Genomic DNA, 23,124 nt, shown 5'->3' with positions numbered 1-23,124 from the left:
GTCTGACAATCGACGCAGGTGACCCATGATTCCCAGAACCTTGTTCAGCTCCGAGCACGAACTCTTCCGTCAGAGCGTGCGCACCTTCCTTGAAAAGGACGCGGTGCCGTTCCATGCGCAATGGGAAAAGCAGGGGCATATTGATCGCAATCTGTGGAGCAAGGCGGGGGAGGCGGGCATGCTCTGTTCCCATCTGCCGGAAGAATACGGCGGCCTGGGCGCCGACTTTCTCTATAGCACCGTGGTGATCGAAGAGATCGGCCGCCTGGGGCTGACCGGGATTGGCTTCTCCCTGCATTCGGACATTGTTGCGCCGTATATCCTGCATTACGGCAGCGAGGCGCTGAAGCACAAGTACTTGCCCAAGTTGGTGTCCGGGGAAATGGTCACCGCGATTGCCATGACCGAGCCGGGTGCCGGGTCCGACCTGCAAGGGGTCAAGACCACCGCCGTGTTGGATGGCGACGAATATGTGATCAACGGCTCCAAGACCTTTATCACCAACGGCTTCCTGGCGGACCTGGTGATTGTGGTGGCCAAGACCGACCCCAAGGCGGGCGCCAAAGGCACCAGCCTGTTTCTGGTCGAGGCCAATACGCCGGGGTTCGACAAGGGCAAGCGCCTGGAAAAGGTCGGGATGAAGGCCCAGGACACCTCCGAGCTGTTCTTCCAGGATGTGCGCGTGCCCAAGGAGAACCTGCTGGGCCAGGCGGGGATGGGCTTTGCCTACCTGATGCAGGAGTTGCCCCAGGAGCGCCTGACCGTGGCCATCGGCGCCCTGGCCTCGGCCGAAGCTGCATTGCAATGGACGTTGGACTACACCCGCGAGCGCAAGGCGTTTGGCAAGGCGATTGCGGACTTTCAGAACACCCGCTTCAAGCTGGCAGAGATTGCCACCGAGGTGCAGATCGGCCGGGTGTTTGTCGACAAGTGCCTGGAACAGCACCTGCAAGGCAAGCTGGACGTGCCCACGGCGGCGATGGCCAAGTATTGGACCACTGACCTGCAATGCAAGGTGCTCGACGAGTGCGTGCAGTTGCACGGCGGCTACGGCTTCATGTGGGAATACCCGATCGCCCGGGCCTGGGCGGATGCGCGCGTGCAGCGCATTTATGCGGGGACCAACGAGATCATGAAGGAGATCATTGCGCGGGCGCTTTGAATCTTTAGTGCTTTTGAGGGCGCTATCGCAGGCAAGCCAGCTCCCACATTTTGATGTGTGAACACATTCGAATCTGGGAGCGGGCTTGCTCGCGAAGGCGGCCTAAAGGTCAATCAAGGCGCAGGGTTGGGATGATCCTTCTGAATCGCCTCAATCCCCTCCAGCACCTCTTTCGACAGCTTCAGGTCGGCACTGGCGATGTTGCTATCCAACTGCGCAAGCGTCGTGGCGCCAATGATATTGCTGGTCACAAACGGCTGCTGCGTCACAAACGCCAGGGCCATCTGCGCCGGGTCCAGGCCGTGCTCGCGGGCCAGGGCCACGTAACGGCTGCACGCGGCTTCCGATTGTGGGTTGAAGTAGCGGCTGAAGCGGCTGTACAGGCTCAAGCGGCCCTTGGCTGGCCGTGCGCCGCCTTCGTACTTGCCGCTGAGCATTCCGAACGCCAGGGGCGAGTAAGCCAGCAAGCCACATTGCTCGCGGATGGCGATCTCCGCCAGGCCCACTTCAAAGCTGCGGTTGAGCAGGTTGTAGGGGTTCTGGATCGACACTGCGCGGGTCCAGCCACGGGCCTCGGCCAGGGCCAGGAACTTCATGGTGCCCCAGGGCGTTTCATTGGACAGGCCGATGTGGCGGATCTTGCCGGCCTTGACCTGCTCGTCGAGGGCTTCGAGGGTTTCTTCCAGGGGCGTCAGGTCGGGCTCTTCCTGGTGCTTGTAGCTCAGTTGGCCGAAGAAGTTGGTGCTGCGTTCCGGCCAGTGCAACTGGTACAGGTCGATCCAGTCGGTCTGCAGGCGCTTGAGGCTGGCATCCAGGGCGTCGACGATATGTTTGCGGTTGTGCTTGAGGTGGCCATCGCGGATGTAATCAATGGTATTGCCGGGGCCGGCGATCTTGCTGGCGAGGATCCAGTCGGCGCGGTCGCCACGGCTCTTGAAGTAATTGCCGATGTAGCGCTCGGTGGTGGCATAGGTGTCGGCCTTGGGCGGCACCGGGTACATCTCTGCGGTATCGAGGAAGTTGATCCCCGCGCCTTTGGCCCGCTCAATCTGCGCGAAGGCCTCTGCCTCGGTGTTCTGCTCACCCCAGGTCATGGTCCCGAGGCAGATCTCGCTCACGTTCAGATCGGTCCGGCCCAGCTGTCGATACTTCATCGGGTGCTCCTTCGGGAAAACAATCATAAAAGCAGGTTGAATTTTTTTTCGCAATCTGCATAATTGCCCACCTCTTTCTGCAGTGGAAGTGATGCGCCGCCTGCCGAAGAATCTTGCCGTTGAACGGACGCGCTGACCCGAGCCCCCGATAGCGTCTGTATCCGGCTGCCTTTGACTTGTCAAAGTACGCACTATTCAGTAAGATCCGCCGTCTAATTTACAGGGCGGCCCCTGAGGCTATTAAAGAATGACAACTTTTACTGCAAAACCGGAAACAGTTCAGCGCGACTGGTTTGTCGTCGACGCCGCTGGTCAGACCCTGGGTCGTCTGGCCACTGAAGTCGCCAGCCGTCTGCGTGGCAAGCACAAGCCTGAGTACACCCCTCACGTTGATACCGGTGACTACATCGTAATCATCAACGCTGAGCAGGTTCGTGTAACCGGCAACAAAGCAAGCGACAAAATGTACTACCGTCACTCCGGTTTCCCAGGCGGTATCAAGTCTTCGAACTTCGAAGGCCTGATTGCCAAGAAGCCTGAAGCCCCGATCGAGATCGCGGTTAAAGGTATGCTGCCGAAGGGCCCACTGGGTCGCGACATGTATCGCAAGCTGAAAGTCTATGCGGGCGCTGCTCACCCTCATGCTGCTCAGCAGCCCCAAGAACTGAAGTTTTAACGGAATAGTTCATTATGTCGGCGACTCAAAATTACGGCACTGGCCGTCGCAAAACCGCAACCGCACGCGTTTTCCTGCGTCCGGGCACTGGTAACATCTCGATCAACAACCGCACTCTGGACAACTTCTTCGGCCGCGAAACTGCCCGCATGGTAGTTCGTCAGCCGCTGGAACTGACCGAGACCGTTGAAAAGTTCGACATCTACGTCACCGTTATCGGTGGCGGTGTAAGTGGTCAAGCTGGCGCAATCCGCCACGGTATCACTCGCGCTCTGATGCAGTACGACGAAACCCTGCGCGGCGCTCTGCGCAAAGCTGGCTTCGTGACTCGTGATGCCCGTGAAGTTGAACGTAAGAAAGTCGGTCTGCGTAAAGCGCGTAAGCGTCCGCAGTACTCGAAGCGTTAATTCGCTTTACGTTCCACAAAAACGCCCAGCCTCCTCGCGGAGCTGGGCGTTTTTTATTGCCCGCGTTTTGTGCGGGTTTTTTCTGTGTGACAACTTGCCACATCCGTAGACCCCCTATACTACAAGGCTTGGAGGCTAGGCTGCGGGTAATTACCTTGTCAGAGGTGGGGCTTTTCATTACCATTCGGCAAAATTTTTATAAGTTCAGATTTAATACTTAGTAGACGCCTGATTTAACAGGCCAAAAAGCTGATGGGAGAGGACTGAATGAGCAATGACGGCGTGAATGCAGGCCGGCGTCGCTTCTTGGTAGCAGCCACATCCGTGGTGGGTGCTGCAGGAGCGGTGGGGGCTGCGGTCCCGTTCGTGGGGTCATGGTTTCCCAGTGCCAAGGCGAAAGCCGCAGGTGCACCGGTGAAGGTGAATGTCAGCAAGATCGAGCCAGGCCAGCAGATGATTGCTGAGTGGCGCGGCCAGCCAGTATTCATCGTTCGTCGTACCGAGGAAATCCTGGGGAATCTGAAGAAGATCGAGGGCCAGTTGTCTGACCCCGAGTCCAAGAATTCCGAACAACCCGCCTACGCCCAAAACGAAGTGCGTTCGATCAAGCCAGAGATCCTGCTGCTGGTCGGTCTTTGCACCCACCTGGGCTGCTCGCCGACCTTCCGCCCGGAAGTCGCGCCAGTGGACCTGGGCAAGGACTGGGTCGGCGGCTATTTCTGCCCTTGCCACGGTTCCCACTACGACCTGGCCGGTCGCGTCTACAAATCCCAGCCTGCCCCGTTGAACCTGCCGGTTCCGCCGCACAACTACGAATCTGACGACGTTATTGTCATTGGTGTCGATAAGGAGAGCGCGTAATGAGCAAGTTCATGGATTGGGTGGATGCGCGCTTCCCCGCCACCAAAATGTGGGAAGACCATCTCAGCAAGTATTACGCGCCGAAGAACTTCAACTTCTTCTATTTCTTTGGTTCCCTGGCATTGCTGGTACTGGTCAATCAGATCGTTACCGGTGTCTGGCTGACCATGAGCTACACCCCGTCGGCGGAAGAAGCATTCGCCTCCGTCGAATACATCATGCGTGACGTCGAGTACGGCTCGATCCTGCGCCTGCTGCACTCCACTGGCGCTTCGGCGTTCTTCATCGTGGTCTATCTGCACATGTTCCGTGGCTTGCTCTACGGGTCGTACCAGAAGCCACGTGAGTTGGTGTGGGTGTTTGGCATGCTGATCTACCTGGCGCTGATGGCAGAGGCCTTCATGGGCTACCTGCTGCCTTGGGGCCAGATGTCCTACTGGGGTGCCCAGGTGATCATCTCGCTGTTTGGCGCGATCCCGGTCATCGGCAATGACCTGACCCAGTGGATCCGTGGTGACTACCTGATCTCGGGCATCACCCTGAACCGCTTCTTTGCCTTGCATGTGGTGGCCTTGCCGATCGTGATTCTCGGCCTGGTAGTGCTGCACATCCTGGCGCTGCACGAAGTGGGTTCGAACAACCCGGACGGCGTGGACATCAAGAAGCACAAGGACGAGAACGGCATTCCGCTGGACGGCATTCCATTCCACCCTTACTACACCGTCAAGGATATCGTCGGTGTGGTGGTGTTCCTGTTTGTGTTCTGCTCGATCGTGTTCTTCTTCCCGGAAATGGGCGGCTATTTCCTTGAGAAGCCGAACTTCGAACAGGCGAACGCCTTCAAGACCCCGGAACACATTGCCCCGGTCTGGTACTTCACGCCGTTCTACGCCATTTTGCGGGCGATCCCCGACAAGCTCATGGGCGTTATTGCCATGGGTGCAGCCATTGCCGTGCTGTTCGTGTTGCCGTGGCTTGACCGTAGCCCGGTCAAGTCCATGCGCTACAAAGGCTGGCTGAGCAAGATCTGGCTGTGGGTGTTCTGCATCTCGTTCGTGATCCTGGGCGTGCTGGGCGTATTGGCGCCAACCCCTGAGCGGACGTTGTTGTCGCAGGTCTGCACCTTCCTGTACTTCGCCTACTTCATTCTGATGCCGTTCTACACCCGGCTCGAGAAGACAAAACCGGTTCCGGAAAGGGTGACTGGCTGATGAAAAAATTATTTGCTGCATTGATTCTTGCTGCCCTGCCGGTACTGTCCTTCGCGGCCGAGCACGGCGCGGAACTGGAAAAAGTCGACATCGACGTTTCTGACAAGGCTGCCATGCAAGACGGCGCCCGTACGTTCGCCAACTACTGCATGGGCTGCCACAGCGCCAAGTTCCAGCGTTACGAGCGGGTTGCCGACGACTTGGGTATCCCCCATGAGCTGATGCTCAAGAACCTGGTGTTCACCGGCGCCAAGATTGGTGACCACATGAACATCGGCATGCAACCGGCCGACGCCAAGGCCTGGTTCGGGGCTGCACCGCCCGACCTGACCCTGGTAGCGCGCGTACGCGGCACCGACTGGCTGTATGGCTACCTGAAGTCGTTCTACGAAGACCCTACACGTCCATGGGGCGTGAACAACAAGGTGTTCCCGAACGTCGGTATGCCTAACGTGCTGGTCGGCCTGCAAGGGCGTCAGGTGGTAGGATGCAAGCAGGTTCAAGTCGTGGAAAACGGCAAGAAGCAATATGACCCGCTGACCGGCACACCGTTGACCCATGAGGCCTGTGATCAACTGACCATCGTGCCCAAGAGCGGTGCGCTGAACGAGGAGCAGTTCGACGAGAAGGTCAAGAACCTGGTGACCTTCCTGGCGTACTCCGCCAACCCGGTCAAACTGGAGCATCAACGCATCGGTACCTATGTGTTGCTGTACCTGGCTTTCTTCTTCGTATTCGCTTATTTGCTCAAGCGTGAATACTGGAAGGATGTGCATTGATCCAACCTTAGGCAATTGCTGTTAATCTTGCGCGCCCAGCGACGTCTCTGAACGGGTAACGCTCTGGTTGATCCAGGTGTTACGGGAGATGCTTTCTGGGCGCGCTCGTTTTTGAGCTTTCGATAATTTCAACAAGCGAGGAGGACCGCCATGGGCGTGACCAACCGGTTGGCCTGTTACTCCGACCCCGCCGACCACTATTCCCACCGAGTACGCATCGTGCTCGCAGAGAAGGGTGTCAGCGCCGAGATCATCAGTGTGGAGGTGGGTCGTCATCCGCCGAAACTGATCGAAGTGAACCCTTACGGCAGCTTGCCCACCCTGGTCGATCGTGACCTGGCGTTGTGGGAGTCAACCGTGGTGATGGAATATCTGGATGAGCGTTACCCCCATCCACCTTTGCTGCCGGTGTATCCGGTGGCGCGTGCCAACAGCCGCTTGCTGATCCATCGGATCCAGCGTGACTGGTGTGGGCTGGTGGATCTGATTCTGGATACACGCAGCAAAGAAGCGGCCCGTGTGCAGGCGCGCAAGGAATTGCGCGAGAGCCTGACCGGCGTTTCACCGTTATTCGCCGACAAACCTTTTTTCCTCAGTGAGGAACAAAGCCTGGTGGATTGCTGCCTATTACCCATACTCTGGCGTTTGCCGATTTTGGGCATTGAATTGCCGCGGCCTGCCAAGCCGCTGCTTGATTACATGGAGCGCCAGTTTGCGCGTGAGGCTTTCCAGGCAAGTCTGTCTGGCGTCGAACGTGATATGCGCTAAGGCTTAAGGAGCCGTTGATGAACTCCAGTCGACCTTATCTGGTCCGCGCGCTCTATGAGTGGATTGTGGATAACGATTGCACCCCGCACATGCTGGTCAATTCCGAGTTTCCTGCGGTGCAGGTGCCACAAGGTTTTGCCAGTGACGGACAGATTGTCCTGAACGTTTCGCCCAGTGCCGTACGCCAACTGCACATGGACAATGAAGCGGTCAGCTTTGAAGGGCGTTTTGGTGGTGTACCCCATACGCTCTATGTGCCCATCGGCGCGATCCTGGGCATTTATGCCCGGGAAAATGGCCAGGGCATGGTGTTTGATCTGGAGTCGTCGCTTGACGACGACGAAGCGATCGAAGTTGAAGATGACGACCTGCCGCCGCCTGACTCCGAGCCGCCGCGCCCTACGGGCCGGCCGAGCTTGAAAGTGGTGAAGTGATGGAGCATGTGCCTGCGGGCACGTGCTGAAAAAATGCCCCGGCTTTGGCCGGGGTATTTTTTTGCGCGCTACAAAGTCGCGGTGAGCGGTGATCGTACAACCTGCTTGGGCTATGATGCGCCTTCAGATCATCGAGATAATTGGTTACCCATGGAAAACCTCAGCACCGCCCCGCGTCTTCCCCGCAAGCGTCGCAGCCTTGCCCAGGAACTGGTCACGGTGTTGTCCGAGCAGATCCGCGACGGCCAGCTCAATCGTGGGGATAAGTTGCCCACCGAGTCAGCGATCATGGAAGCCCATGGGGTCAGCCGTACGGTGGTGCGCGAGGCGATCTCGCGCCTGCAGGCGGCCGGGCAGGTGGAGACCCGGCATGGCATCGGCACCTTTGTGCTGGATACGCCGAGCCCCAGCGGGTTCCGGATCGATCCGGCGACGGTGGTGACGTTGCGCGATGTGTTGGCGATTCTGGAACTGCGCATCAGCCTGGAAGTGGAATCCGCCGGCCTCGCGGCCCAGCGTCGCAGCGACGAACAGTTGGCCGCGATGCGCGCCGCCCTCGATGCCTTGAATGAAAGTGCGGCGCACGCCAGCGATGCAGTGGCGTCGGACTTCCAGTTCCATCTGCAGATTGCGTTGTCCACCGGCAATCGCTACTTCACCGATATCATGACGCACCTGGGCACCAGCATTATCCCGCGTACGCGCCTGAACTCAGCGCGCCTGGCCCATGATGACCAGCAGCACTACATGAGCCGCCTGAGCCGTGAGCACGAAGAAATTTACGAAGCGATCGCCCGCCAGGATTCGGATGCGGCGCGAGCGGCGATGCGCCTGCACCTGACAAACAGCCGCGAGCGGTTGCGCCAGGCACATGAAGAGGCGCAGGCGCAGCGCGGCTGATGCTCGTCGATGGCGCAGATGCCGGCGTCCCGGCATCTGCGCCTGGTTTCAGGCTGGCGTATTGGGTGTGTAGTTTTGCAGCAGCAGGTAGGTGCTCCAGCCCCACCAATCATTCGTCCACTGTTTGTCGTTGAGGTTGTTGACGTCCTTGCGTCGCAGCACCTTGTCGCCCTCGGCCTTGAACAGCGGTGAGAAGTTAGTACTCGGGTTGTTCACCGCATTCAGGTCCGGCACGTACAGCGGTGCCTTGTACGTGGCCGGGGAGGGCAGGATGCCACTGACATAGGCCTCGAAAATCTCATCGGCCGAGGCCTGCACCGCGCGTTTGACCTGAGCGCGGTTGGCCGCATCATTGCTGTCGAAATAGCGTTTGTCGCCATAGGCGTGCCACTCATCGCCCAGTGCGTTGCGTACCTTGAGCCCGAACTTGCTGTCTTCGTCATGCATGAAGCGGCTGATCAACGACCCCAGCTCACCCGGTGTGACTACGCGAGCCAGTTGCTTGCGCGGTACGCGCAGGTGCCCCGCGGAAAACAGGTCGGTCAAAAAGTGATCAGCAAAACTGTTCATGGCATAAGCCAGTTCCAATTGCTGGTCGCTGCCACTTTGGTGGGCGACGACCGCTTGTTGCAGGGCGCCGGTATGCCCTGCCAGATAGGCTGACAGCGCCCATTCGCCGAAATGATCGGCGTTGTCGGCGGCCAGCTTAAGGTAGCGCCCCAAGGGCACCATGGCTGAAACGACGCTGCCGCCGCCGGTGATGCGATTCCACTCTTCAGACAACGTATCTCCAAGTGCGTCATAGGCTTCATGGGCCTGCTTACCCTCCTTGATGGCCTGCTTGACCGCGTTGATTTCCTTTTGCATGACCGCGAGAATTTTGCCCGCTTCGTCCCGCGACGCCGGCAGCGTGGCCAGGGAGTTGAACGCGGCGGTAAAGCGCTGCACGCGCTCGGCTGGCGATGCACCGTCGCTGATGGGCTGGCCGGGGATCCCATAGAAATCACCGCCCAGGGCGATGATCTGGCCATAGGTCAAAGCCAGACCATTAGGCAGATGCAGTTTGACTTGGGCCCCCGGAATAGAGGGCTCGCCCTGTACGAACCGCAGTAGCGTCTCATCGCCAATAGCGGTGTGCTCGCCGCCTTCGAAGCGTAGGGAGGGGAGGGGCTTGCGGGTGATGACCGATTCAAGTTCTGACATGTTAGCTCCTTGCTATGTCGTAGGATTCTTCCTTGATAGCTGTATGTATATACAGCTATTGCAAGAATAGCGGAGCAATTTCCTACGTCAAGGGGGTTGCAAGTAAACGCCCTCGAGACCCATGCAAGTCGACGAAATAGTGTTGACGAATATTTTTATAGTTGTACGATGACGTACGACAACAAAAACCATTCCCCAGTATCAGTCGTTATCCAGGGTGTTCGAATAATGAATCCACAAGAACTGAAGTCCATCCTTTCCCACGGTCTGCTGTCTTTCCCGGTCACCGATTTCAATGCCCAGGGTGATTTCAACCAGGCGGGTTACATCAAGCGTCTGGAGTGGCTGGCCCCCTACGGCGCCACTGCCTTGTTCGCGGCAGGCGGCACCGGTGAGTTTTTCTCCCTGGCAGCCAGTGAATATTCCCAAGTGGTGAAAACCGCCGTTGATACCTGCGCCACCAGTGTGCCGATCCTCGCCGGTGTCGGCGGCTCCACGCGCCAAGCTATCGAATACGCCCAGGAAGCCGAGCGCCTGGGGGCCAAGGGTCTGCTGCTGCTGCCCCACTACTTGACCGAAGCCAGCCAGGACGGCGTCGCCGCCCATGTCGAGGCTGTGTGCAAGTCGGTAAAAATTGGTGTGGTGGTGTACAACCGCAACGTCTGCCGCCTGACCGCGCCACTGCTCGAACGCCTGGCCGAACGTTGCCCGAACCTGATCGGCTACAAGGATGGCCTGGGCGATATCGAACTGATGGTGTCGATCCGCCGTCGCCTGGGCGATCGTTTCAGCTACTTGGGCGGCCTGCCGACCGCCGAGGTTTACGCCGCGGCCTACAAGGCGCTTGGCGTCCCGGTGTATTCCTCGGCGGTGTTCAACTTCATTCCCAAAACCGCGATGGACTTCTACCACGCGATTGCCCGGGAAGATCACGCCACTGTCGACAAGATCATCGACGACTTCTTCTTGCCTTACCTCGACATCCGTAACCGCAAGGCCGGCTATGCCGTGAGCATCGTCAAGGCGGGTGCAAAAATCGCCGGCTATGACGCAGGCCCAGTGCGCACCCCGCTGACCGATCTGCTGCCAGAAGAATATGAAGCCCTGGCCGCGCTGATCGACAAGCAAGGTGCGCAATAACCCATGAATAAAGCCGCTGAGTGATCAGCGGCTTTTTGCGTCAGGAGAAGATTCGTGTCCCAAGCCAAGCGTTTTGACAACTACATCGGTGGCCAGTGGGTGGCCGGTGCTGACTACTCAAGCAATATCAACCCCTCGGACCTGTCGGATGTGATCGGCGAATTTGCCAAGGCCGATCTGGCCCAGGTCGACGCCGCCATCGACGCCGCGCGCGCGGCGTTCCCGGCGTGGTCGACTTCCGGCATCCAGGCCCGGCATGACGCCTTGGACAAAGTCGGCAGCGAGATCCTCGCCCGCCGCGAAGAACTCGGTACGCTGCTGGCCCGCGAAGAGGGCAAGACCCTGCCGGAAGCCATCGGCGAGGTGACCCGCGCCGGCAATATCTTCAAGTTCTTTGCCGGTGAGTGCCTGCGCCTGTCCGGTGATTACCTGCCGTCGGTGCGCCCAGGGGTGAATGTCGAAGTCACCCGCGAAGCCTTGGGCGTGGTGGGTCTGATCACCCCGTGGAACTTCCCGATTGCCATCCCCGCCTGGAAAATCGCCCCGGCCCTGGCCTATGGCAACTGCGTGGTGCTCAAACCGGCCGACCTGGTGCCCGGCTGCGCCTGGGCTCTGGCAGAAATCATCTCCCGCGCCGGCTTCCCCAGTGGCGTGTTCAACCTGGTGATGGGCAGTGGTCGCGTGGTCGGCGATGCGCTGGTCAACAGTTCGAAGGTCGATGGCATCAGCTTCACCGGTTCCGTGGGCGTGGGGCGGCAGATCGCGGTCAGCTGCGTGTCGCGCCAGGCCAAGGTGCAGTTGGAAATGGGCGGCAAGAATCCGCAGATCATTCTCGACGATGCTGACCTCAAGCAGGCCGTCGAACTGTCGGTGCAGAGTGCCTTCTACTCCACTGGCCAGCGCTGCACGGCATCGAGTCGCTTTATCGTGACGGCCGGGATTCATGATCGGTTTGTCGCGGCCATGGCCGAGCGCATGCAATCGATCAAGGTCGGCCATGCCCTGCATGCCGGTACGGATATCGGCCCGGTCGTGTCCCAGGCCCAGTTGGACCAGGACTTGAAGTACATCGATATCGGCCAAGGCGAAGGCGCGCGGTTGGTCAGCGGTGGTGGCCTGGTGACCTGCGACACCGAGGGCTATTTCCTGGCGCCGACACTGTTTGCCGACAGCGAGGCCGCCATGCGTATCAGCCGTGAAGAAATCTTCGGCCCAGTGGCCAACGTGGTGCGCGTGGCGGACTACGAGGCGGCGCTGGCCATGGCCAATGACACCGACTTCGGCCTGTCGGCGGGCATCGCGACCACCTCGCTCAAGTATGCCAACCACTTCAAGCGCCACTCCCAGGCCGGGATGGTGATGGTCAACCTGCCGACCGCAGGTGTGGATTATCACGTTCCCTTTGGTGGCCGGAAGGGTTCATCCTACGGTTCGCGTGAGCAAGGTCGCTATGCGCAAGAGTTCTACACCGTGGTGAAAACCAGCTACATCGGCTCATAAACCCAGCCCTGGAAAGAGGGGATTTCTGTAGGAGCGAGCTTGCTCGCGAAAAACGTCAACGATAACGCGTACATCCAGGTAGGACGTGTCGCCCTGAAGTTTTTCGCGAGCAAGCTCGCTCCTACAAGAGCCAGCGTTACGCAACACACAACAATTACCCGCAAAAAAAATAATTAGTGGGAGTACATCTACATGCAAGCGACCAAGCCGACGCACGTCCGTTATTTGATCTTGCTCATGCTGTTCCTGGTGACGACGATCAACTACGCCGACCGCGCCACCATCGCCATCGCAGGTTCCAGCCTGCAAAAAGACCTCGGCATCGACGCCGTCACCCTCGGTTACATCTTCTCTGCTTTCGGTTGGGCCTACGTGGCCGGGCAAATCCCTGGCGGTTGGCTGCTGGACCGGTTCGGTTCGAAAAAAGTCTATGCCCTGAGCATCTTCACCTGGTCGCTGTTCACCGTGCTGCAAGGCTATGTCGGTGAATTCGGGGTCTCCACTGCGGTGGTTGCGCTGTTTATGTTGCGGTTTTTGGTGGGCCTGGCAGAGGCACCTTCTTTTCCCGGCAATGCGCGCATTGTCGCGGCCTGGTTCCCCACCGCCGAACGCGGTACGGCGTCGGCGATCTTCAACTCGGCGCAGTACTTCGCCACGGTATTGTTTGCACCCTTGATGGGGTGGATCGTCTACAGCTTCGGCTGGCAGCACGTATTTATCGTGATGGGCGTGATCGGCATCGTGTTCTCCCTGATCTGGCTGAAAGTGATCTACAGCCCGCGTCAGCACCCGCTGATCAACGAGGCCGAGTTCAATCACATCGCTGCCAATGGGGCGATGGTCGATATGGATCAGAACAAGGCCAAGGGTAAGAAAACCGACGGGCCGAAGTGGGATTACATCCGTCAGTTGCTGACCAATCGCATGATGCTCGGCGTGTACCTGGGCCAGTACTGCATCAACGGCATTACCTACTTCTTCCTGACCTGGTTCCCGGTGTACCTGGTACAGGATCGTGGCATGACCATCCTCAAGGCCGGCTTCATCGCGTCGCTCCCGGCGATCTGCGGCTTTATCGGCGGCGTGCTGGGCGGGGTGATTTCCGACTACCTGCTGCGCAAGGGCCATTCCCTGACTTTCGCGCGCAAGGCCCCGATCATTGCCGGCTTGCTGGTTTCCAGCAGCATCATTGCCTGCAACTACGTGGATGTGGAATGGATGGTCGTTGGCTTCATGGCCCTGGCCTTCTTCGGCAAAGGCGTTGGCGCACTGGGTTGGGCGGTGGTGTCTGACACCTCGCCAAAACAAATCGCCGGCCTTAGCGGCGGCCTGTTCAACACGTTTGGCAACCTGGCTTCCATCACCACGCCAATCGTGATTGGCTACATCATCAGCACCACCGGCTCGTTCAAGTGGGCCCTGGTGTTCGTCGGCGCCAATGCGCTGGTAGCAGTATTCAGTTACCTGGTGATTGTCGGCCCGATCAAGCGTGTGGTGCTCAATGAGCCGCCGAGCAAAGGCCCCGAGTTGACTAACCTTTCCCAAGCGCAATCCTGAAGGGGCCGTGTGATGCAGTTGATTGAACATGCCGACTCGCCGCGCTCCATCCGTTTGCACGAGCGCGACAATGTAGTGATTGTGGTCAACGACCAAGGCGTGCCGGCCGGGACCGAGTTCCCGGACGGCCTGGTGACCGTGGAGTTCATTCCCCAGAGCCACAAGGTGACCCTGGAAGATATCCCCCAAGGCGGTCAGATCATTCGCTACGGCCAAACTATCGGTTACGCCTTGCAGCCGATACCGCGCGGCAGTTGGGTCCAGGAAGACCAACTGCGTATGCCCACCGCGCCGCCGCTGGACAGCTTGCCGCTGTCCACCGAAGTGCCCGAAGCCCAGGCGCCCTTGGAAGGTTTCACCTTCGAGGGCTATCGCAATGCGGATGGCACCGTGGGCACGCGCAATATCCTTGGCATCACCACTACTGTGCAGTGCGTGACCGGCGTGCTGGACCATGCGGTCAAGCGCATCAAGGACGAGTTGCTACCCAAGTACCCGCATGTCGATGACGTGGTGGCACTGACCCACAGCTATGGTTGCGGCGTGGCCATCACCGCCACCGACGCCTATATCCCGATCCGCACCGTGCGCAATCTGGCGCGCAACCCGAACCTGGGTGGCGAAGCGTTGGTGATCAGCCTGGGCTGCGAGAAGTTGCAGGCCGGGCAGGTGATGCACGATAACGACAGCTCGGTGGACCTCAGTGAACCGTGGCTGTATCGCCTACAGGACGCCAGCCACGGTTTTACCGAAATGATCGAACAGATCATGGAACTGGCCGAAACCCGCCTGAAAAAACTCGACCTGCGCCGGCGGGAAACGGTACCGGCTGCGCAACTGATCCTCGGCATGCAATGTGGGGGGAGCGACGCGTTTTCCGGGATCACCGCCAACCCGGCGCTGGGCTACGCCTCGGACCTGTTGCTGCGGGCCGGGGCGACGGTGATGTTTTCCGAAGTGACTGAAGTGCGCGACGCCATTTACCTGCTGACTTCCCGCGCCGAAAACCAGGAAGTTGCCCGCGAACTGGTACGGGAAATGGACTGGTACGACCGCTACCTGGCCAAGGGCGAGGCCGACCGCAGCGCCAACACCACGCCGGGCAACAAGAAGGGCGGCCTGTCGAACATTGTCGAGAAGTCCCTGGGCTCCATCGTCAAGTCCGGTAGCAGCGCGATCAATGGTGTGCTTGGGCCTGGCGAACGGTTCAAGGGCAAAGGCCTGATCTTTTGCGCGACGCCGGCCAGCGATTTTGTCTGTGGCACCTTGCAACTGGCGGCGGGGATGAACCTGCATGTGTTCACCACGGGGCGGGGCACGCCCTATGGGTTGGCGATGGCCCCCGTGGTGAAGGTCTCGACCCGTACGGAGTTGGCGCAGCGCTGGCCAGACCTGATCGATATCGATGCCGGAAGGATCGCGACTGGGCGTGCGACCATCGAGGAGTTGGGGTGGGAGTTGTTCCACTTCTACCTGGACGTGGCCAGCGGCAAAAAGCAGACCTGGGCCGAGCAGCACAAGCTGCACAATGACATCACCTTGTTCAACCCGGCGCCTATTACCTGAGACCGAGTTGCCTGTAATCGCGAGCAAGCCCGCTTCACACATTCCTGTAGGAGCACGGACAAAAATGTGGGAGAGGGCTTGCTCGCGAAAGCGGCCTGTCAGGCGGCGCTGGGCTGTTTGGCTTATCATTAGCCACCTACCGAAGCTCACCCAAGGTTCTCCCCAGCATGCTGGCTATATTCCTGCAAACCCTGACAATCACCGCGCCGGTATTTGCCATGTTGTTTCTGGGCGTCCTGCTCAAGCGCATCAATTGGATCAACGACAACTTTATCCACACCGCATCGTCCCTGGTGTTCAACGTCACCATGCCGGCGTTGCTGTTTCTGGGGATTCTGCACGCCGACCTGCATTCGGCGCTCAAGCCAGAACTGCTGATCTATTTCTCTGTCGCCACGCTGGTCGGCTTTGCTCTGGCCTGGGGCTGGGCGATCTTTCGCTGCCCGCGTGAGGACCGGGGTATCTATACCCAAGGGGCATTTCGCGGTAACAACGGGGTGATCGGCCTGGCACTGGCGGCCAGCATGTATGGGGACTACGGCATTTCCCTCGGGGCGATCCTCGCGGGGTTGGTGATCCTGTTTTACAACACCCTGTCGACCATTGTGTTGGCGGTCTACAGCCCAGTGATCAAGTCTGACCCGTGGAGTATCTGCAAGAGCGTACTGGCCAACCCGCTGATCCTCAGTGTGATTGCTGCGACACCGTTTGCCTATTTCCAGATTGGCTTGCCCAATTGGCTGGAAACCTCCGGGCGGTACCTGGCCGATATGACGCTGCCCCTGGCGCTGATCTGCATTGGCGGCACTCTGTCGCTGGCCGCATTGCGCCAGAGCGGCAACATGGCATTAAGCGCCAGCCTGGTGAAGATGATCGGCCTGCCGCTCGTGGCGACCGTCGGCGCCTGGCTGTATGGCTTCCGGGGGCCGGAGTTGGGGATTCTGTTCCTGTATTTTGGCGCACCGACGGCCGCTGCCAGTTTTGTCATGGCCCGTGCGGCCCAGGGTAACCATGAGCTGGCGGCGGCGATTATCGTGATCACCACATTGATGGCGGCGGTGACCACCAATATCGGGATCTTTGTGCTGCAGGCGGGGGGCTGGGTGTAGGAGCGAGCTTGTTTCCGGGCGGCGTTCCGACGAAAAACGTTAACGATAACGCGTACATCCAGGTAGAGCGCGTCGCCCTGAAGTTTTTCGTCGGAACGCCGCCCGGAAACAAGCTCGCTCCTACACAGGGGTTTGCTGATAACTGTCGATCACTTCTTGTGCCGCCCGAAACGCATCGATCGCCGCCGGCACGCCGGCATACACCGCGCAATGCAGCAGCGCTTCGCGAATTTCTTCAACAGTGCAGCCATTGTTCAGCGCACCGCGTACATGGCCCTTGAGCTCCTGCGGGCACTTCAAGGCGGTCAGCGCAGCGAGGGTAATCAGGCTGCGCGTCTTCAGCGGCAAGCCTTCACGGTTCCACACCCCGCCCCAGGCATGTTCGTTGACGAAGTCCTGCAACGGCTGGGTGAATTCGGTGGCATTGCCCAGGGCGCGGTCGACAAATGCATCGCCCATTACCTGGCGGCGCATTTCAACGCCGGATTTCGCTTGATCGGTCATTGCGACTCCCTCTTGTGTTGGCGGTGCCAGGCTCGCAGCGAGGTGAACAACAGGAAGGCCACCAGCGCTGGCAGGACGTAATACAGCATCAGTTGTTCCAGTTTGTTGGCCAGTGGCATGCCGGTGGTAAATGACACCACGTGCAGCCCGTACGCCAGGTACAGCCCCAGCAGCAGCAAGCCTTCGGCGCGGGTGATGCGGTAGCCGGTGTAAAACACGGGCAGGCACAACACCACGACGCCGAGCATCACCGGCAGGTCAAAATCCAGGGCGTTGGGCGACACCGACAAGGGCAGCGGCGCCACCAGCGCGGTAAAACCCAGAACCCCCAACAGGTTGAACAGGTTGCTGCCGATCACGTTCCCCACCGCAATCTCCCGCTCGCCGCGCAGGGCGGCGATCAGCGAGGTCGCCAGGCACGGCAGCGAGGTGCTGACGGCGACGATGGTCAGGCCGATCACCCGCTCGGACAGGCCCAGGTCGCTGGCCACTTCCACCGCTGCGCCCAGCACCAGATGCCCGGCGAACACCAGCAACACGAGCCCGCCGATCATCCACAGCAAACTGCTCAGCCACGGCGCCTGTACCACCGTGTCGCGGGTCCGCGGGCGGCGCGAATGGCGGGTCTGGTACAGCAACAGGCCCAGGTAGGCGAGCAGGGCGGCAAGCAAGGTCAGGCCGTCGAGCGGTGTCAGTGCTTCATCACTGGCGAGAATAAACAGCAGCATGCTGGCGCCGATCATCACCGGGATATCCAGGCGCACCAGTTGCCGCGAGACGCGCAGGGGAATAATCAGCGCCGAAAGACCCAGGGTGACGAGGATATTGAAGATGCTGCTGCCAATCACACTGCCCACGGCAATATCGGTATTGCCGGCCAGGGTGGCCTGCAGGCTGACGGCGATTTGCGGCGCGCTGCTGCCAAAGGCGACGATGCTCAAGCCAATGATCAGTGGCCGGACTTTGAGGCTGGCGGCCAGGCGCACGGCGGCGCGTACCAGCATTTCGGCACCGGCAATCAGTAGCAGCAGGCCGCTGGTCAGTTCAATCAGGCTTATGGGCGAAAGGGCGCTTAATCCGAAAATGGTCCGGGCTCCGTCAGTCAGTTGCTCAGGGCTTGCACGCGCACGCGCGCGGTTCCGCTGCGCAGCATACCCAACTGCTCGGCGGCCTGGCGTGAAAGATCGATCAGCCGCCCACGGGTATGCGGGCCGCGATCATTGATGCGCACCACCACGGTTTTGTTGCTGGCAAGATTGGTGACCTTGACCCGCGTGCCGAATGGCAGGCGCCGGTGGGCGGCGGTCAGGGCGTGTTGGTTGAAGGGTTCACCGCTGGCGGTCTTCTTGCCATGGTGCTTGGCGCCGTAGTAGGACGCGGTGCCGGTTTCGTCGTAGCCGTTGGGGTCGATCATGCCGCTGGCGCAGCCGGTGAGCAGGGAGAACAGGGCGCAGAGGCCGAGTAGACGCTTCATTTTCAAGGTGTCCCCAAAATTGATATGGGAACCGACCCCTGTAGGAGCTGGCTTGCCTGCGATGCGGGCGCCTCGGTTTTTCAGATGTGCCGAGGTGATGCTATCGCAGGCAAGCCAGCTCCCACATAAGCCGGTTCCCACAGGGCGGCAACCGTTATCAGCCTTCGAGCTTGCTCTTGAGCAATTCGTTGACCTGTTGCGGGTTGGCCTTGCCTTTGGAGGCCTTCATCGCCTGGCCCACAAAGAAGCCGAACATCTTGCCGCGCTTGGCTTCGTCGGCCGCACGGTACTGTTCGACCTGCTCCGCATTGGCTGCGAGCATTTCATCAAGAACGGCCGAGATGGCGCCGCTGTCGGTGACTTGCTTGAGGCCGCGCTTCTCGATGATCTCGTCGGCGTTGCCTTCACCGCTGGCCATGGCCTCAAACACGGTCTTGGCGATTTTGCCGGAGATGGTGTTGTCCTTGATGCGCAGCAACATGCCGCCCAGTTGTTCGGCCGAGACCGGGGCTTCGTCGATTTCCAGGCCCTGTTTGTTCAACAGGCTACCCAGTTCGACCATGACCCAGTTGGCCGCCAACTTGGCGTCGCCAGCGATGCTCACGACTTTTTCGAAGTAGTCGGCCTGCTCGCGGCTCGATGCCAGGACGCTGGCGTCGTACACCGACAGGCCGAACTGCGCCTGGAAGCGTTCGCGTTTTTGCGGTGGCAATTCTGGCAGGGTGGCGCGCACGTCATTGAGGAACGAATCCTCGATGACCACCGGCAACAGGTCCGGATCGGGGAAGTAACGGTAGTCGTTGGCTTCCTCCTTGCTGCGCATGGCGCGGGTTTCGTCTTTGTTCGGGTCGTACAGGCGCGTCTGCTGGATCACCTTGCCGCCGTCTTCGATCAGCTCGATCTGGCGACGGACTTCGGTGTTGATCGCCTTTTCGATGAAACGGAACGAGTTGACGTTCTTGATCTCACAGCGGGTGCCGTACTCAACCTGGCCTTTAGGACGCACCGACACGTTGCAGTCGCAACGCAGGGAGCCTTCGGCCATGTTGCCGTCGCAAATGCCCAGGTAGCGCACCAGTGCGTGGATGGTCTTAACGTAGGCCACCGCTTCCTTGGCACTGCGCATGTCCGGCTCGGACACGATCTCCAGCAGCGGCGTGCCGGCGCGGTTCAGGTCGATGCCGGTGGCGCCATTGAATTCTTCATGCAGGCTCTTGCCGGCATCTTCTTCCAGGTGCGCACGGGTCACGCCAACACGCTTGATGGTGCCGTCTTCCAGGGGGATATCCAGGTAGCCCTTGCCGACGATCGGCAATTCCATCTGGCTGATCTGGTAGCCCTTGGGCAGGTCCGGATAGAAGTAGTTCTTGCGCGCGAACACGTTGTGCTGGCCGATTTCGGCGTCAATCGCCAGGCCGAACATCACCGCCATGCGCACCGCTTCCTGGTTCAGCACTGGCAATACGCCAGGCATGCCCAGGTCTACGAGGCTGGCCTGGGTGTTGGGCTCTGAGCCGAACGTGGTGGCGCTACCGGAGAAAATCTTCGATTGGGTGGCAAGCTGGGTATGAATCTCCAGCCCGATCACAACTTCCCATTGCATAGTGTTCTCCTCAGAAGCCGGTTGGGGTGCGAGTGTGCCAGTCAGTATTCAACTGGTACTGGTGCGCCACATTGAGCAAGCGGCCTTCCTGGAAATACGGGGCAAGCAACTGCACGCCCACCGGCAGGCCATCGACGAAACCGGCTGGCATGGACAAGCCCGGCAAGCCTGCGAGGTTGGCGGTGATGGTGTACAGGTCTTCCAGATACGCGGCCACCGGGTCGCCATTCTTGGCGCCGAGTTTCCAGGCCGGGTTCGGCGTGGTTGGGCCGATGATCACGTCGACTTCATTAAAGGCCGCCATGAAGTCGTTCTTTACCAGGCGTCGGATTTTCTGCGCCTTGAGGTAGTACGCGTCGTAGTAGCCAGCCGACAAGGCGTAGGCCCCGACCATGATCCGGCGCTGTACTTCCACGCCGAAACCTTCGCCACGGGAACGCTTGTACAGGTCGGTGAGGTCTTTCGGGTCTTCACAGCGGTAGCCAAAGCGCACGCCGTCGAAACGCGACAGGTTGGAGGAGGCTTCGGCCGGAGCAATCACGTAGTAAGCCGGAATCGCGTGCTGGTTGTTCGGCAGGCTGATTTCCTTGATCACCGCGCCGAGTTTTTCCAGCGCCTTGATGCTGTTGTGCACCAGTTCGGCGATACGCGGGTCGAGACCGGCGCTGAAGTACTCTTTCGGCACGCCGATGCGCAGGCCTTTGAGCGAGGTGTTGAGGCTGGCGCTGTAGTCCGGCACCGGCTCATCGATGCTGGTGGAGTCCTTTGCATCGAAACCGGCCATGCCTTGTAACAATATTGCGCAGTCTTCGGCAGTGCGGGCCAGAGGGCCGCCCTGGTCGAGGCTGGACGCGTAGGCAATCATGCCCCAGCGGGAAACGCGACCGTAGGTCGGTTTCAGGCCGGTGAGGTTGGTGAAGGCGGCGGGCTGGCGGATCGAGCCGCCGGTATCAGTGGCCGTGGCGGCTGGCAGGAAGCGCGCGGCAACGGCTGCGGCCGAACCACCGGACGAACCGCCGGGCACGTGCTCCGCGTTCCACGGGTTTTTCACCGCGCCGTAGTAGCTCGATTCGTTGGCCGAGCCCATGGCGAATTCGTCCATGTTGGTCTTGCCCAGGGTCACGGCCCCGGCTTCGGCCAGCTTGGCGACGACGGTGGCGTCGTAGGGCGCCTTGAAGTTGTCGAGCATCTTCGAGCCGCAGCTGGTGCGGATGCCCTGGGTGCAGAACAGGTCCTTGTGACCGATTGGCGCACCCAGCAGCGCGCCGCTTTCACCGTTGGCGCGACGGGCATCGGCGGCCTTGGCCTGGCCCAGGGCCAGTTCCTCGGTGAGGCTGATGAAGCTGTTGACCTTCGGATCCAGTGCGGCGATGCGCGCCAGGAGGGTCTTGGTCAGCTCTTCGGACGAAAACTTTTTATCGGCGAGACCGCGGGCGATCTCGGCCAGAGTCAATTGATGCATTGCAGGCTCTTTCCCTTTAGTCGATGACTTTCGGAACCAGGTACAGGCCGTTTTCGACCGCTGGTGCGATGGACTGGTAGGCCTCGCGATTATTGCGTTCGGTCACGACGTCTGCGCGCAGGCGCTGGCTGGCTTCCAGTGGGTGGGCCAGGGGTTCGATGCCGTCGGTATTCACCGCTTGCATCTGGTCGACCAGCCCGAGAATGCTGTTCAGGGCTGCGGTGGTCTGTGGAAGATCGGCTTCATTGAGGCCCAGGCAGGCCAGATGAGCGATTTTTTCCACGTCGGAGCGTTCAAGCGCCATGGGATTCTCCAGTGGAAAACAGAACGGAAGCTATCCGTGTGTTAGATTGTCGGAACACTACCGCATTTCTACGGTCATAAGGCCGCGATTGTGGGGTTAGGTGCACAGAAAGTCGGCCAATTTAGCACATTGGCGCCTTGCCCAAAATCCCTGTCGTTGTTAGAGTTTGCCGCACTTTTTTACCCACGCGTTGCCTAGGGTCCCTTTCCCATGTTCAAGAAACTGCGTGGCATGTTTTCCAGCGATCTTTCCATCGACCTGGGCACTGCCAACACCCTTATTTACGTGCGCGAGCGCGGTATCGTCCTGAATGAGCCATCGGTTGTGGCCATTCGGACCCATGGTAATCAGAAAAGTGTCGTTGCCGTGGGCACCGAGGCCAAGCGCATGCTCGGCCGTACACCTGGCAACATTGCCGCCATTCGTCCGATGAAAGACGGCGTGATCGCCGACTTCAGCGTCTGCGAGAAGATGCTGCAGTACTTCATCAACAAGGTTCACGAAAACAGTTTCCTGCAGCCCAGCCCTCGTGTGCTGATCTGCGTTCCATGCAAATCCACCCAGGTGGAGCGTCGTGCCATCCGTGAATCGGCCCTTGGTGCCGGTGCCCGCGAAGTGTTCCTGATCGAAGAACCAATGGCTGCGGCCATCGGTGCCGGCCTGCCGGTTGAAGAAGCGCGCGGTTCGATGGTGGTGGATATCGGTGGTGGTACCACTGAAATCGCCCTGATCTCCCTCAATGGCGTGGTGTATGCCGAATCCGTACGGGTTGGCGGCGACCGCTTCGACGAAGCGATCATCACTTATGTGCGCCGTAACTACGGCAGCCTGATCGGCGAATCCACCGCCGAGCGCATCAAGCAGGAAATCGGTACCGCTTACCCGGGCGGCGAAGTACGCGAAGTCGATGTGCGCGGTCGCAACCTGGCCGAAGGCGTGCCACGTGCCTTTACCCTGAACTCCAATGAAGTACTGGAAGCTCTGCAAGAGTCCCTGGCCACTATCGTTCAGGCGGTAAAAAGCGCCCTGGAGCAATCGCCGCCGGAACTGGCTTCCGATATCGCCGAGCGTGGCCTGGTGCTGACCGGTGGTGGCGCCTTGCTGCGCGACCTCGACAAGTTGCTGGCCCAGGAAACCGGCCTGCCGGTGATCGTCGCCGAAGACCCGCTGACCTGCGTGGCCCGTGGCGGTGGTCGTGCACTGGAAATGATGGATAAACACACCATGGACCTGCTCTCCAGCGAATAAGAACGTTGGTTACGCCATGTTTCGCCAACAGGCAGCACTTTGCAGTGCTGCCTGTTGGCGTTTATCTTCTTCAATCTGCATCCAGGCCGGTTTGATGCCGTA

Annotated in this window: 23 protein-coding genes; 15 read left to right on the top strand and 8 right to left on the bottom strand. The window is 59.8% G+C overall.

What is annotated here, in order from left to right:
• The first annotated feature begins 25 nt into the window (after positions 1 to 25).
• On the top strand, positions 26 to 1,162 hold the full coding sequence (locus C5F71_RS07755; protein WP_029291912.1) for an acyl-CoA dehydrogenase family protein: 1,137 nt from the start codon (positions 26 to 28) through the stop codon (positions 1,160 to 1,162).
• Between the two features lie 113 nt (positions 1,163 to 1,275).
• Here C5F71_RS07755 and C5F71_RS07750 read toward each other — a convergent pair whose 3' ends face one another.
• Entirely contained in the window at positions 1,276 to 2,316 is a 1,041-nt protein-coding gene (locus C5F71_RS07750; protein WP_029291910.1) for an NADP(H)-dependent aldo-keto reductase, read from the bottom strand.
• A gap of 247 nt (positions 2,317 to 2,563) precedes the next feature.
• Between C5F71_RS07750 and rplM the strand changes: the two genes are divergently transcribed.
• The 8 genes from rplM (at position 2,564) to C5F71_RS07710 (ending at position 8,352) form a co-directional block, all read left to right on the top strand.
• Positions 2,564 to 2,992, top strand: a complete 429-nt coding sequence (gene rplM, locus C5F71_RS07745; protein ID WP_029291908.1) for a 50S ribosomal protein L13 — start codon at positions 2,564 to 2,566, stop codon at positions 2,990 to 2,992.
• Between the two features lie 14 nt (positions 2,993 to 3,006).
• A complete protein-coding gene (gene rpsI, locus C5F71_RS07740) occupies positions 3,007 to 3,399 on the top strand; it encodes a 30S ribosomal protein S9 (RefSeq protein ID WP_003171743.1) in 393 nt (130 codons plus the stop codon).
• A 267-nt stretch (positions 3,400 to 3,666) separates the two neighbouring features.
• Positions 3,667 to 4,260 carry a ubiquinol-cytochrome c reductase iron-sulfur subunit gene (gene petA, locus C5F71_RS07735; protein WP_029291905.1) on the top strand — a complete coding sequence of 198 codons (594 nt, stop codon included), beginning with the start codon at positions 3,667 to 3,669 and terminating at the stop codon, positions 4,258 to 4,260.
• Positions 4,260 to 5,471, top strand: coding sequence for a cytochrome bc complex cytochrome b subunit (locus tag C5F71_RS07730; protein WP_003188526.1), 1,212 nt, complete (start codon positions 4,260 to 4,262; stop codon positions 5,469 to 5,471). Before petA ends, C5F71_RS07730 begins: the two co-directional genes overlap by 1 nt.
• Positions 5,471 to 6,250, top strand: a complete 780-nt coding sequence (locus C5F71_RS07725; RefSeq protein ID WP_029291902.1) for a cytochrome c1 — start codon at positions 5,471 to 5,473, stop codon at positions 6,248 to 6,250. Before C5F71_RS07730 ends, C5F71_RS07725 begins: the two co-directional genes overlap by 1 nt.
• A 150-nt stretch (positions 6,251 to 6,400) precedes the next feature.
• Positions 6,401 to 7,018 carry a glutathione S-transferase N-terminal domain-containing protein gene (locus C5F71_RS07720; RefSeq protein WP_027604841.1) on the top strand — a complete coding sequence of 206 codons (618 nt, stop codon included), beginning with the start codon at positions 6,401 to 6,403 and terminating at the stop codon, positions 7,016 to 7,018.
• A gap of 17 nt (positions 7,019 to 7,035) precedes the next feature.
• Positions 7,036 to 7,452 (top strand): ClpXP protease specificity-enhancing factor, encoded by a 417-nt coding sequence (locus C5F71_RS07715; protein ID WP_029291899.1) that lies wholly within the window; start codon positions 7,036 to 7,038, stop codon positions 7,450 to 7,452.
• A 150-nt stretch (positions 7,453 to 7,602) separates the two neighbouring features.
• A complete protein-coding gene (locus C5F71_RS07710) occupies positions 7,603 to 8,352 on the top strand; it encodes a FadR/GntR family transcriptional regulator (protein ID WP_029291897.1) in 750 nt (249 codons plus the stop codon).
• A gap of 48 nt (positions 8,353 to 8,400) precedes the next feature.
• Here the strand turns inward: C5F71_RS07710 and C5F71_RS07705 are convergent, their stop codons facing one another.
• Positions 8,401 to 9,555 (bottom strand): phospholipase, encoded by a 1,155-nt coding sequence (locus C5F71_RS07705; protein ID WP_104910906.1) that lies wholly within the window; start codon positions 9,553 to 9,555, stop codon positions 8,401 to 8,403.
• A gap of 228 nt (positions 9,556 to 9,783) precedes the next feature.
• Between C5F71_RS07705 and kdgD the strand changes: the two genes are divergently transcribed.
• The 5 genes from kdgD to C5F71_RS07680 all read left to right on the top strand — a co-directional run bounded on the left by kdgD (position 9,784) and on the right by C5F71_RS07680 (position 16,427).
• On the top strand, positions 9,784 to 10,695 hold the full coding sequence (kdgD, locus tag C5F71_RS07700; protein WP_029291893.1) for a 5-dehydro-4-deoxyglucarate dehydratase: 912 nt from the start codon (positions 9,784 to 9,786) through the stop codon (positions 10,693 to 10,695).
• A gap of 54 nt (positions 10,696 to 10,749) precedes the next feature.
• Positions 10,750 to 12,195 (top strand): aldehyde dehydrogenase family protein, encoded by a 1,446-nt coding sequence (locus C5F71_RS07695; protein ID WP_092238289.1) that lies wholly within the window; start codon positions 10,750 to 10,752, stop codon positions 12,193 to 12,195.
• 192 nt (positions 12,196 to 12,387) lie between these two features.
• The gene (locus tag C5F71_RS07690; protein WP_104910905.1) at positions 12,388 to 13,752 is read left to right on the top strand and encodes an MFS transporter; all 1,365 of its coding nucleotides are present in this window, start codon (positions 12,388 to 12,390) and stop codon (positions 13,750 to 13,752) included.
• A gap of 12 nt (positions 13,753 to 13,764) precedes the next feature.
• The gene (gene garD, locus C5F71_RS07685) at positions 13,765 to 15,318 is read left to right on the top strand and encodes a galactarate dehydratase (protein ID WP_092238286.1); all 1,554 of its coding nucleotides are present in this window, start codon (positions 13,765 to 13,767) and stop codon (positions 15,316 to 15,318) included.
• Between the two features lie 167 nt (positions 15,319 to 15,485).
• Positions 15,486 to 16,427 carry an AEC family transporter gene (locus C5F71_RS07680; RefSeq protein WP_092238283.1) on the top strand — a complete coding sequence of 314 codons (942 nt, stop codon included), beginning with the start codon at positions 15,486 to 15,488 and terminating at the stop codon, positions 16,425 to 16,427.
• 120 nt (positions 16,428 to 16,547) lie between these two features.
• Here C5F71_RS07680 and C5F71_RS07675 read toward each other — a convergent pair whose 3' ends face one another.
• From C5F71_RS07675 to gatC, 6 genes are all read right to left on the bottom strand, one after another.
• Complete coding sequence (locus C5F71_RS07675; RefSeq protein ID WP_092238280.1) at positions 16,548 to 16,931, bottom strand: carboxymuconolactone decarboxylase family protein; 384 nt, start codon at positions 16,929 to 16,931, stop codon at positions 16,548 to 16,550.
• Positions 16,928 to 17,935: a calcium/sodium antiporter gene (locus C5F71_RS07670; RefSeq protein ID WP_371923373.1), complete on the bottom strand. Its 1,008-nt coding sequence runs from the start codon at positions 17,933 to 17,935 to the stop codon at positions 16,928 to 16,930. Before C5F71_RS07670 ends, C5F71_RS07675 begins: the two co-directional genes overlap by 4 nt.
• A gap of 98 nt (positions 17,936 to 18,033) precedes the next feature.
• Positions 18,034 to 18,405: a septal ring lytic transglycosylase RlpA family protein gene (locus C5F71_RS07665; RefSeq protein ID WP_029291879.1), complete on the bottom strand. Its 372-nt coding sequence runs from the start codon at positions 18,403 to 18,405 to the stop codon at positions 18,034 to 18,036.
• A gap of 157 nt (positions 18,406 to 18,562) precedes the next feature.
• Positions 18,563 to 20,008 carry an Asp-tRNA(Asn)/Glu-tRNA(Gln) amidotransferase subunit GatB gene (gatB, locus tag C5F71_RS07660; RefSeq protein WP_104910904.1) on the bottom strand — a complete coding sequence of 482 codons (1,446 nt, stop codon included), beginning with the start codon at positions 20,006 to 20,008 and terminating at the stop codon, positions 18,563 to 18,565.
• Between the two features lie 10 nt (positions 20,009 to 20,018).
• Entirely contained in the window at positions 20,019 to 21,470 is a 1,452-nt protein-coding gene (gatA, locus tag C5F71_RS07655; RefSeq protein WP_029291874.1) for an Asp-tRNA(Asn)/Glu-tRNA(Gln) amidotransferase subunit GatA, read from the bottom strand.
• Between the two features lie 16 nt (positions 21,471 to 21,486).
• Positions 21,487 to 21,774 carry an Asp-tRNA(Asn)/Glu-tRNA(Gln) amidotransferase subunit GatC gene (gene gatC, locus C5F71_RS07650; RefSeq protein ID WP_003216077.1) on the bottom strand — a complete coding sequence of 96 codons (288 nt, stop codon included), beginning with the start codon at positions 21,772 to 21,774 and terminating at the stop codon, positions 21,487 to 21,489.
• 210 nt (positions 21,775 to 21,984) lie between these two features.
• On the opposite strand from gatC, the gene mreB reads away from it, so the two are divergent.
• Positions 21,985 to 23,022: a rod shape-determining protein MreB gene (gene mreB / locus C5F71_RS07645; protein WP_002555108.1), complete on the top strand. Its 1,038-nt coding sequence runs from the start codon at positions 21,985 to 21,987 to the stop codon at positions 23,020 to 23,022.
• The last annotated feature ends 102 nt before the right edge of the window (positions 23,023 to 23,124 follow it).

The sequence above is a fragment of the Pseudomonas sp. LG1D9 genome, from assembly GCF_002949995.1.
In the GTDB taxonomy this organism is placed as follows: Bacteria; Pseudomonadota; Gammaproteobacteria; order Pseudomonadales; family Pseudomonadaceae; genus Aquipseudomonas; species Aquipseudomonas proteolytica.
Note: the sequence above shows the minus strand (reverse complement) of the source record. Positions and strands in the feature narration are given on the sequence as shown.

Bases quoted from the DNA above. Each gene is read 5' to 3' on its own strand.
- C5F71_RS07755 (WP_029291912.1), top strand. From the start codon at position 26: ATGATTCCCAGAACCTTGTTCAGCTCCGAGCACGAACTCTTCCGTCAG.
- C5F71_RS07750 (WP_029291910.1), bottom strand. From the start codon at position 2,316: ATGAAGTATCGACAGCTGGGCCGGACCGATCTGAACGTGAGCGAGATC.
- rplM (WP_029291908.1), top strand. From the start codon at position 2,564: ATGACAACTTTTACTGCAAAACCGGAAACAGTTCAGCGCGACTGGTTT.
- rpsI (WP_003171743.1), top strand. From the start codon at position 3,007: ATGTCGGCGACTCAAAATTACGGCACTGGCCGTCGCAAAACCGCAACC.
- petA (WP_029291905.1), top strand. From the start codon at position 3,667: ATGAGCAATGACGGCGTGAATGCAGGCCGGCGTCGCTTCTTGGTAGCA.
- C5F71_RS07730 (WP_003188526.1), top strand. From the start codon at position 4,260: ATGAGCAAGTTCATGGATTGGGTGGATGCGCGCTTCCCCGCCACCAAA.
- C5F71_RS07725 (WP_029291902.1), top strand. From the start codon at position 5,471: ATGAAAAAATTATTTGCTGCATTGATTCTTGCTGCCCTGCCGGTACTG.
- C5F71_RS07720 (WP_027604841.1), top strand. From the start codon at position 6,401: ATGGGCGTGACCAACCGGTTGGCCTGTTACTCCGACCCCGCCGACCAC.
- C5F71_RS07715 (WP_029291899.1), top strand. From the start codon at position 7,036: ATGAACTCCAGTCGACCTTATCTGGTCCGCGCGCTCTATGAGTGGATT.
- C5F71_RS07710 (WP_029291897.1), top strand. From the start codon at position 7,603: ATGGAAAACCTCAGCACCGCCCCGCGTCTTCCCCGCAAGCGTCGCAGC.
- C5F71_RS07705 (WP_104910906.1), bottom strand. From the start codon at position 9,555: ATGTCAGAACTTGAATCGGTCATCACCCGCAAGCCCCTCCCCTCCCTA.
- kdgD (WP_029291893.1), top strand. From the start codon at position 9,784: ATGAATCCACAAGAACTGAAGTCCATCCTTTCCCACGGTCTGCTGTCT.
- C5F71_RS07690 (WP_104910905.1), top strand. From the start codon at position 12,388: ATGCAAGCGACCAAGCCGACGCACGTCCGTTATTTGATCTTGCTCATG.
- garD (WP_092238286.1), top strand. From the start codon at position 13,765: ATGCAGTTGATTGAACATGCCGACTCGCCGCGCTCCATCCGTTTGCAC.
- C5F71_RS07680 (WP_092238283.1), top strand. From the start codon at position 15,486: ATGCTGGCTATATTCCTGCAAACCCTGACAATCACCGCGCCGGTATTT.
- C5F71_RS07675 (WP_092238280.1), bottom strand. From the start codon at position 16,931: ATGACCGATCAAGCGAAATCCGGCGTTGAAATGCGCCGCCAGGTAATG.
- C5F71_RS07670 (WP_371923373.1), bottom strand. From the start codon at position 17,935: ATGCTGGTACGCGCCGCCGTGCGCCTGGCCGCCAGCCTCAAAGTCCGG.
- C5F71_RS07665 (WP_029291879.1), bottom strand. From the start codon at position 18,405: ATGAAGCGTCTACTCGGCCTCTGCGCCCTGTTCTCCCTGCTCACCGGC.
- gatB (WP_104910904.1), bottom strand. From the start codon at position 20,008: ATGCAATGGGAAGTTGTGATCGGGCTGGAGATTCATACCCAGCTTGCC.
- gatA (WP_029291874.1), bottom strand. From the start codon at position 21,470: ATGCATCAATTGACTCTGGCCGAGATCGCCCGCGGTCTCGCCGATAAA.
- gatC (WP_003216077.1), bottom strand. From the start codon at position 21,774: ATGGCGCTTGAACGCTCCGACGTGGAAAAAATCGCTCATCTGGCCTGC.
- mreB (WP_002555108.1), top strand. From the start codon at position 21,985: ATGTTCAAGAAACTGCGTGGCATGTTTTCCAGCGATCTTTCCATCGAC.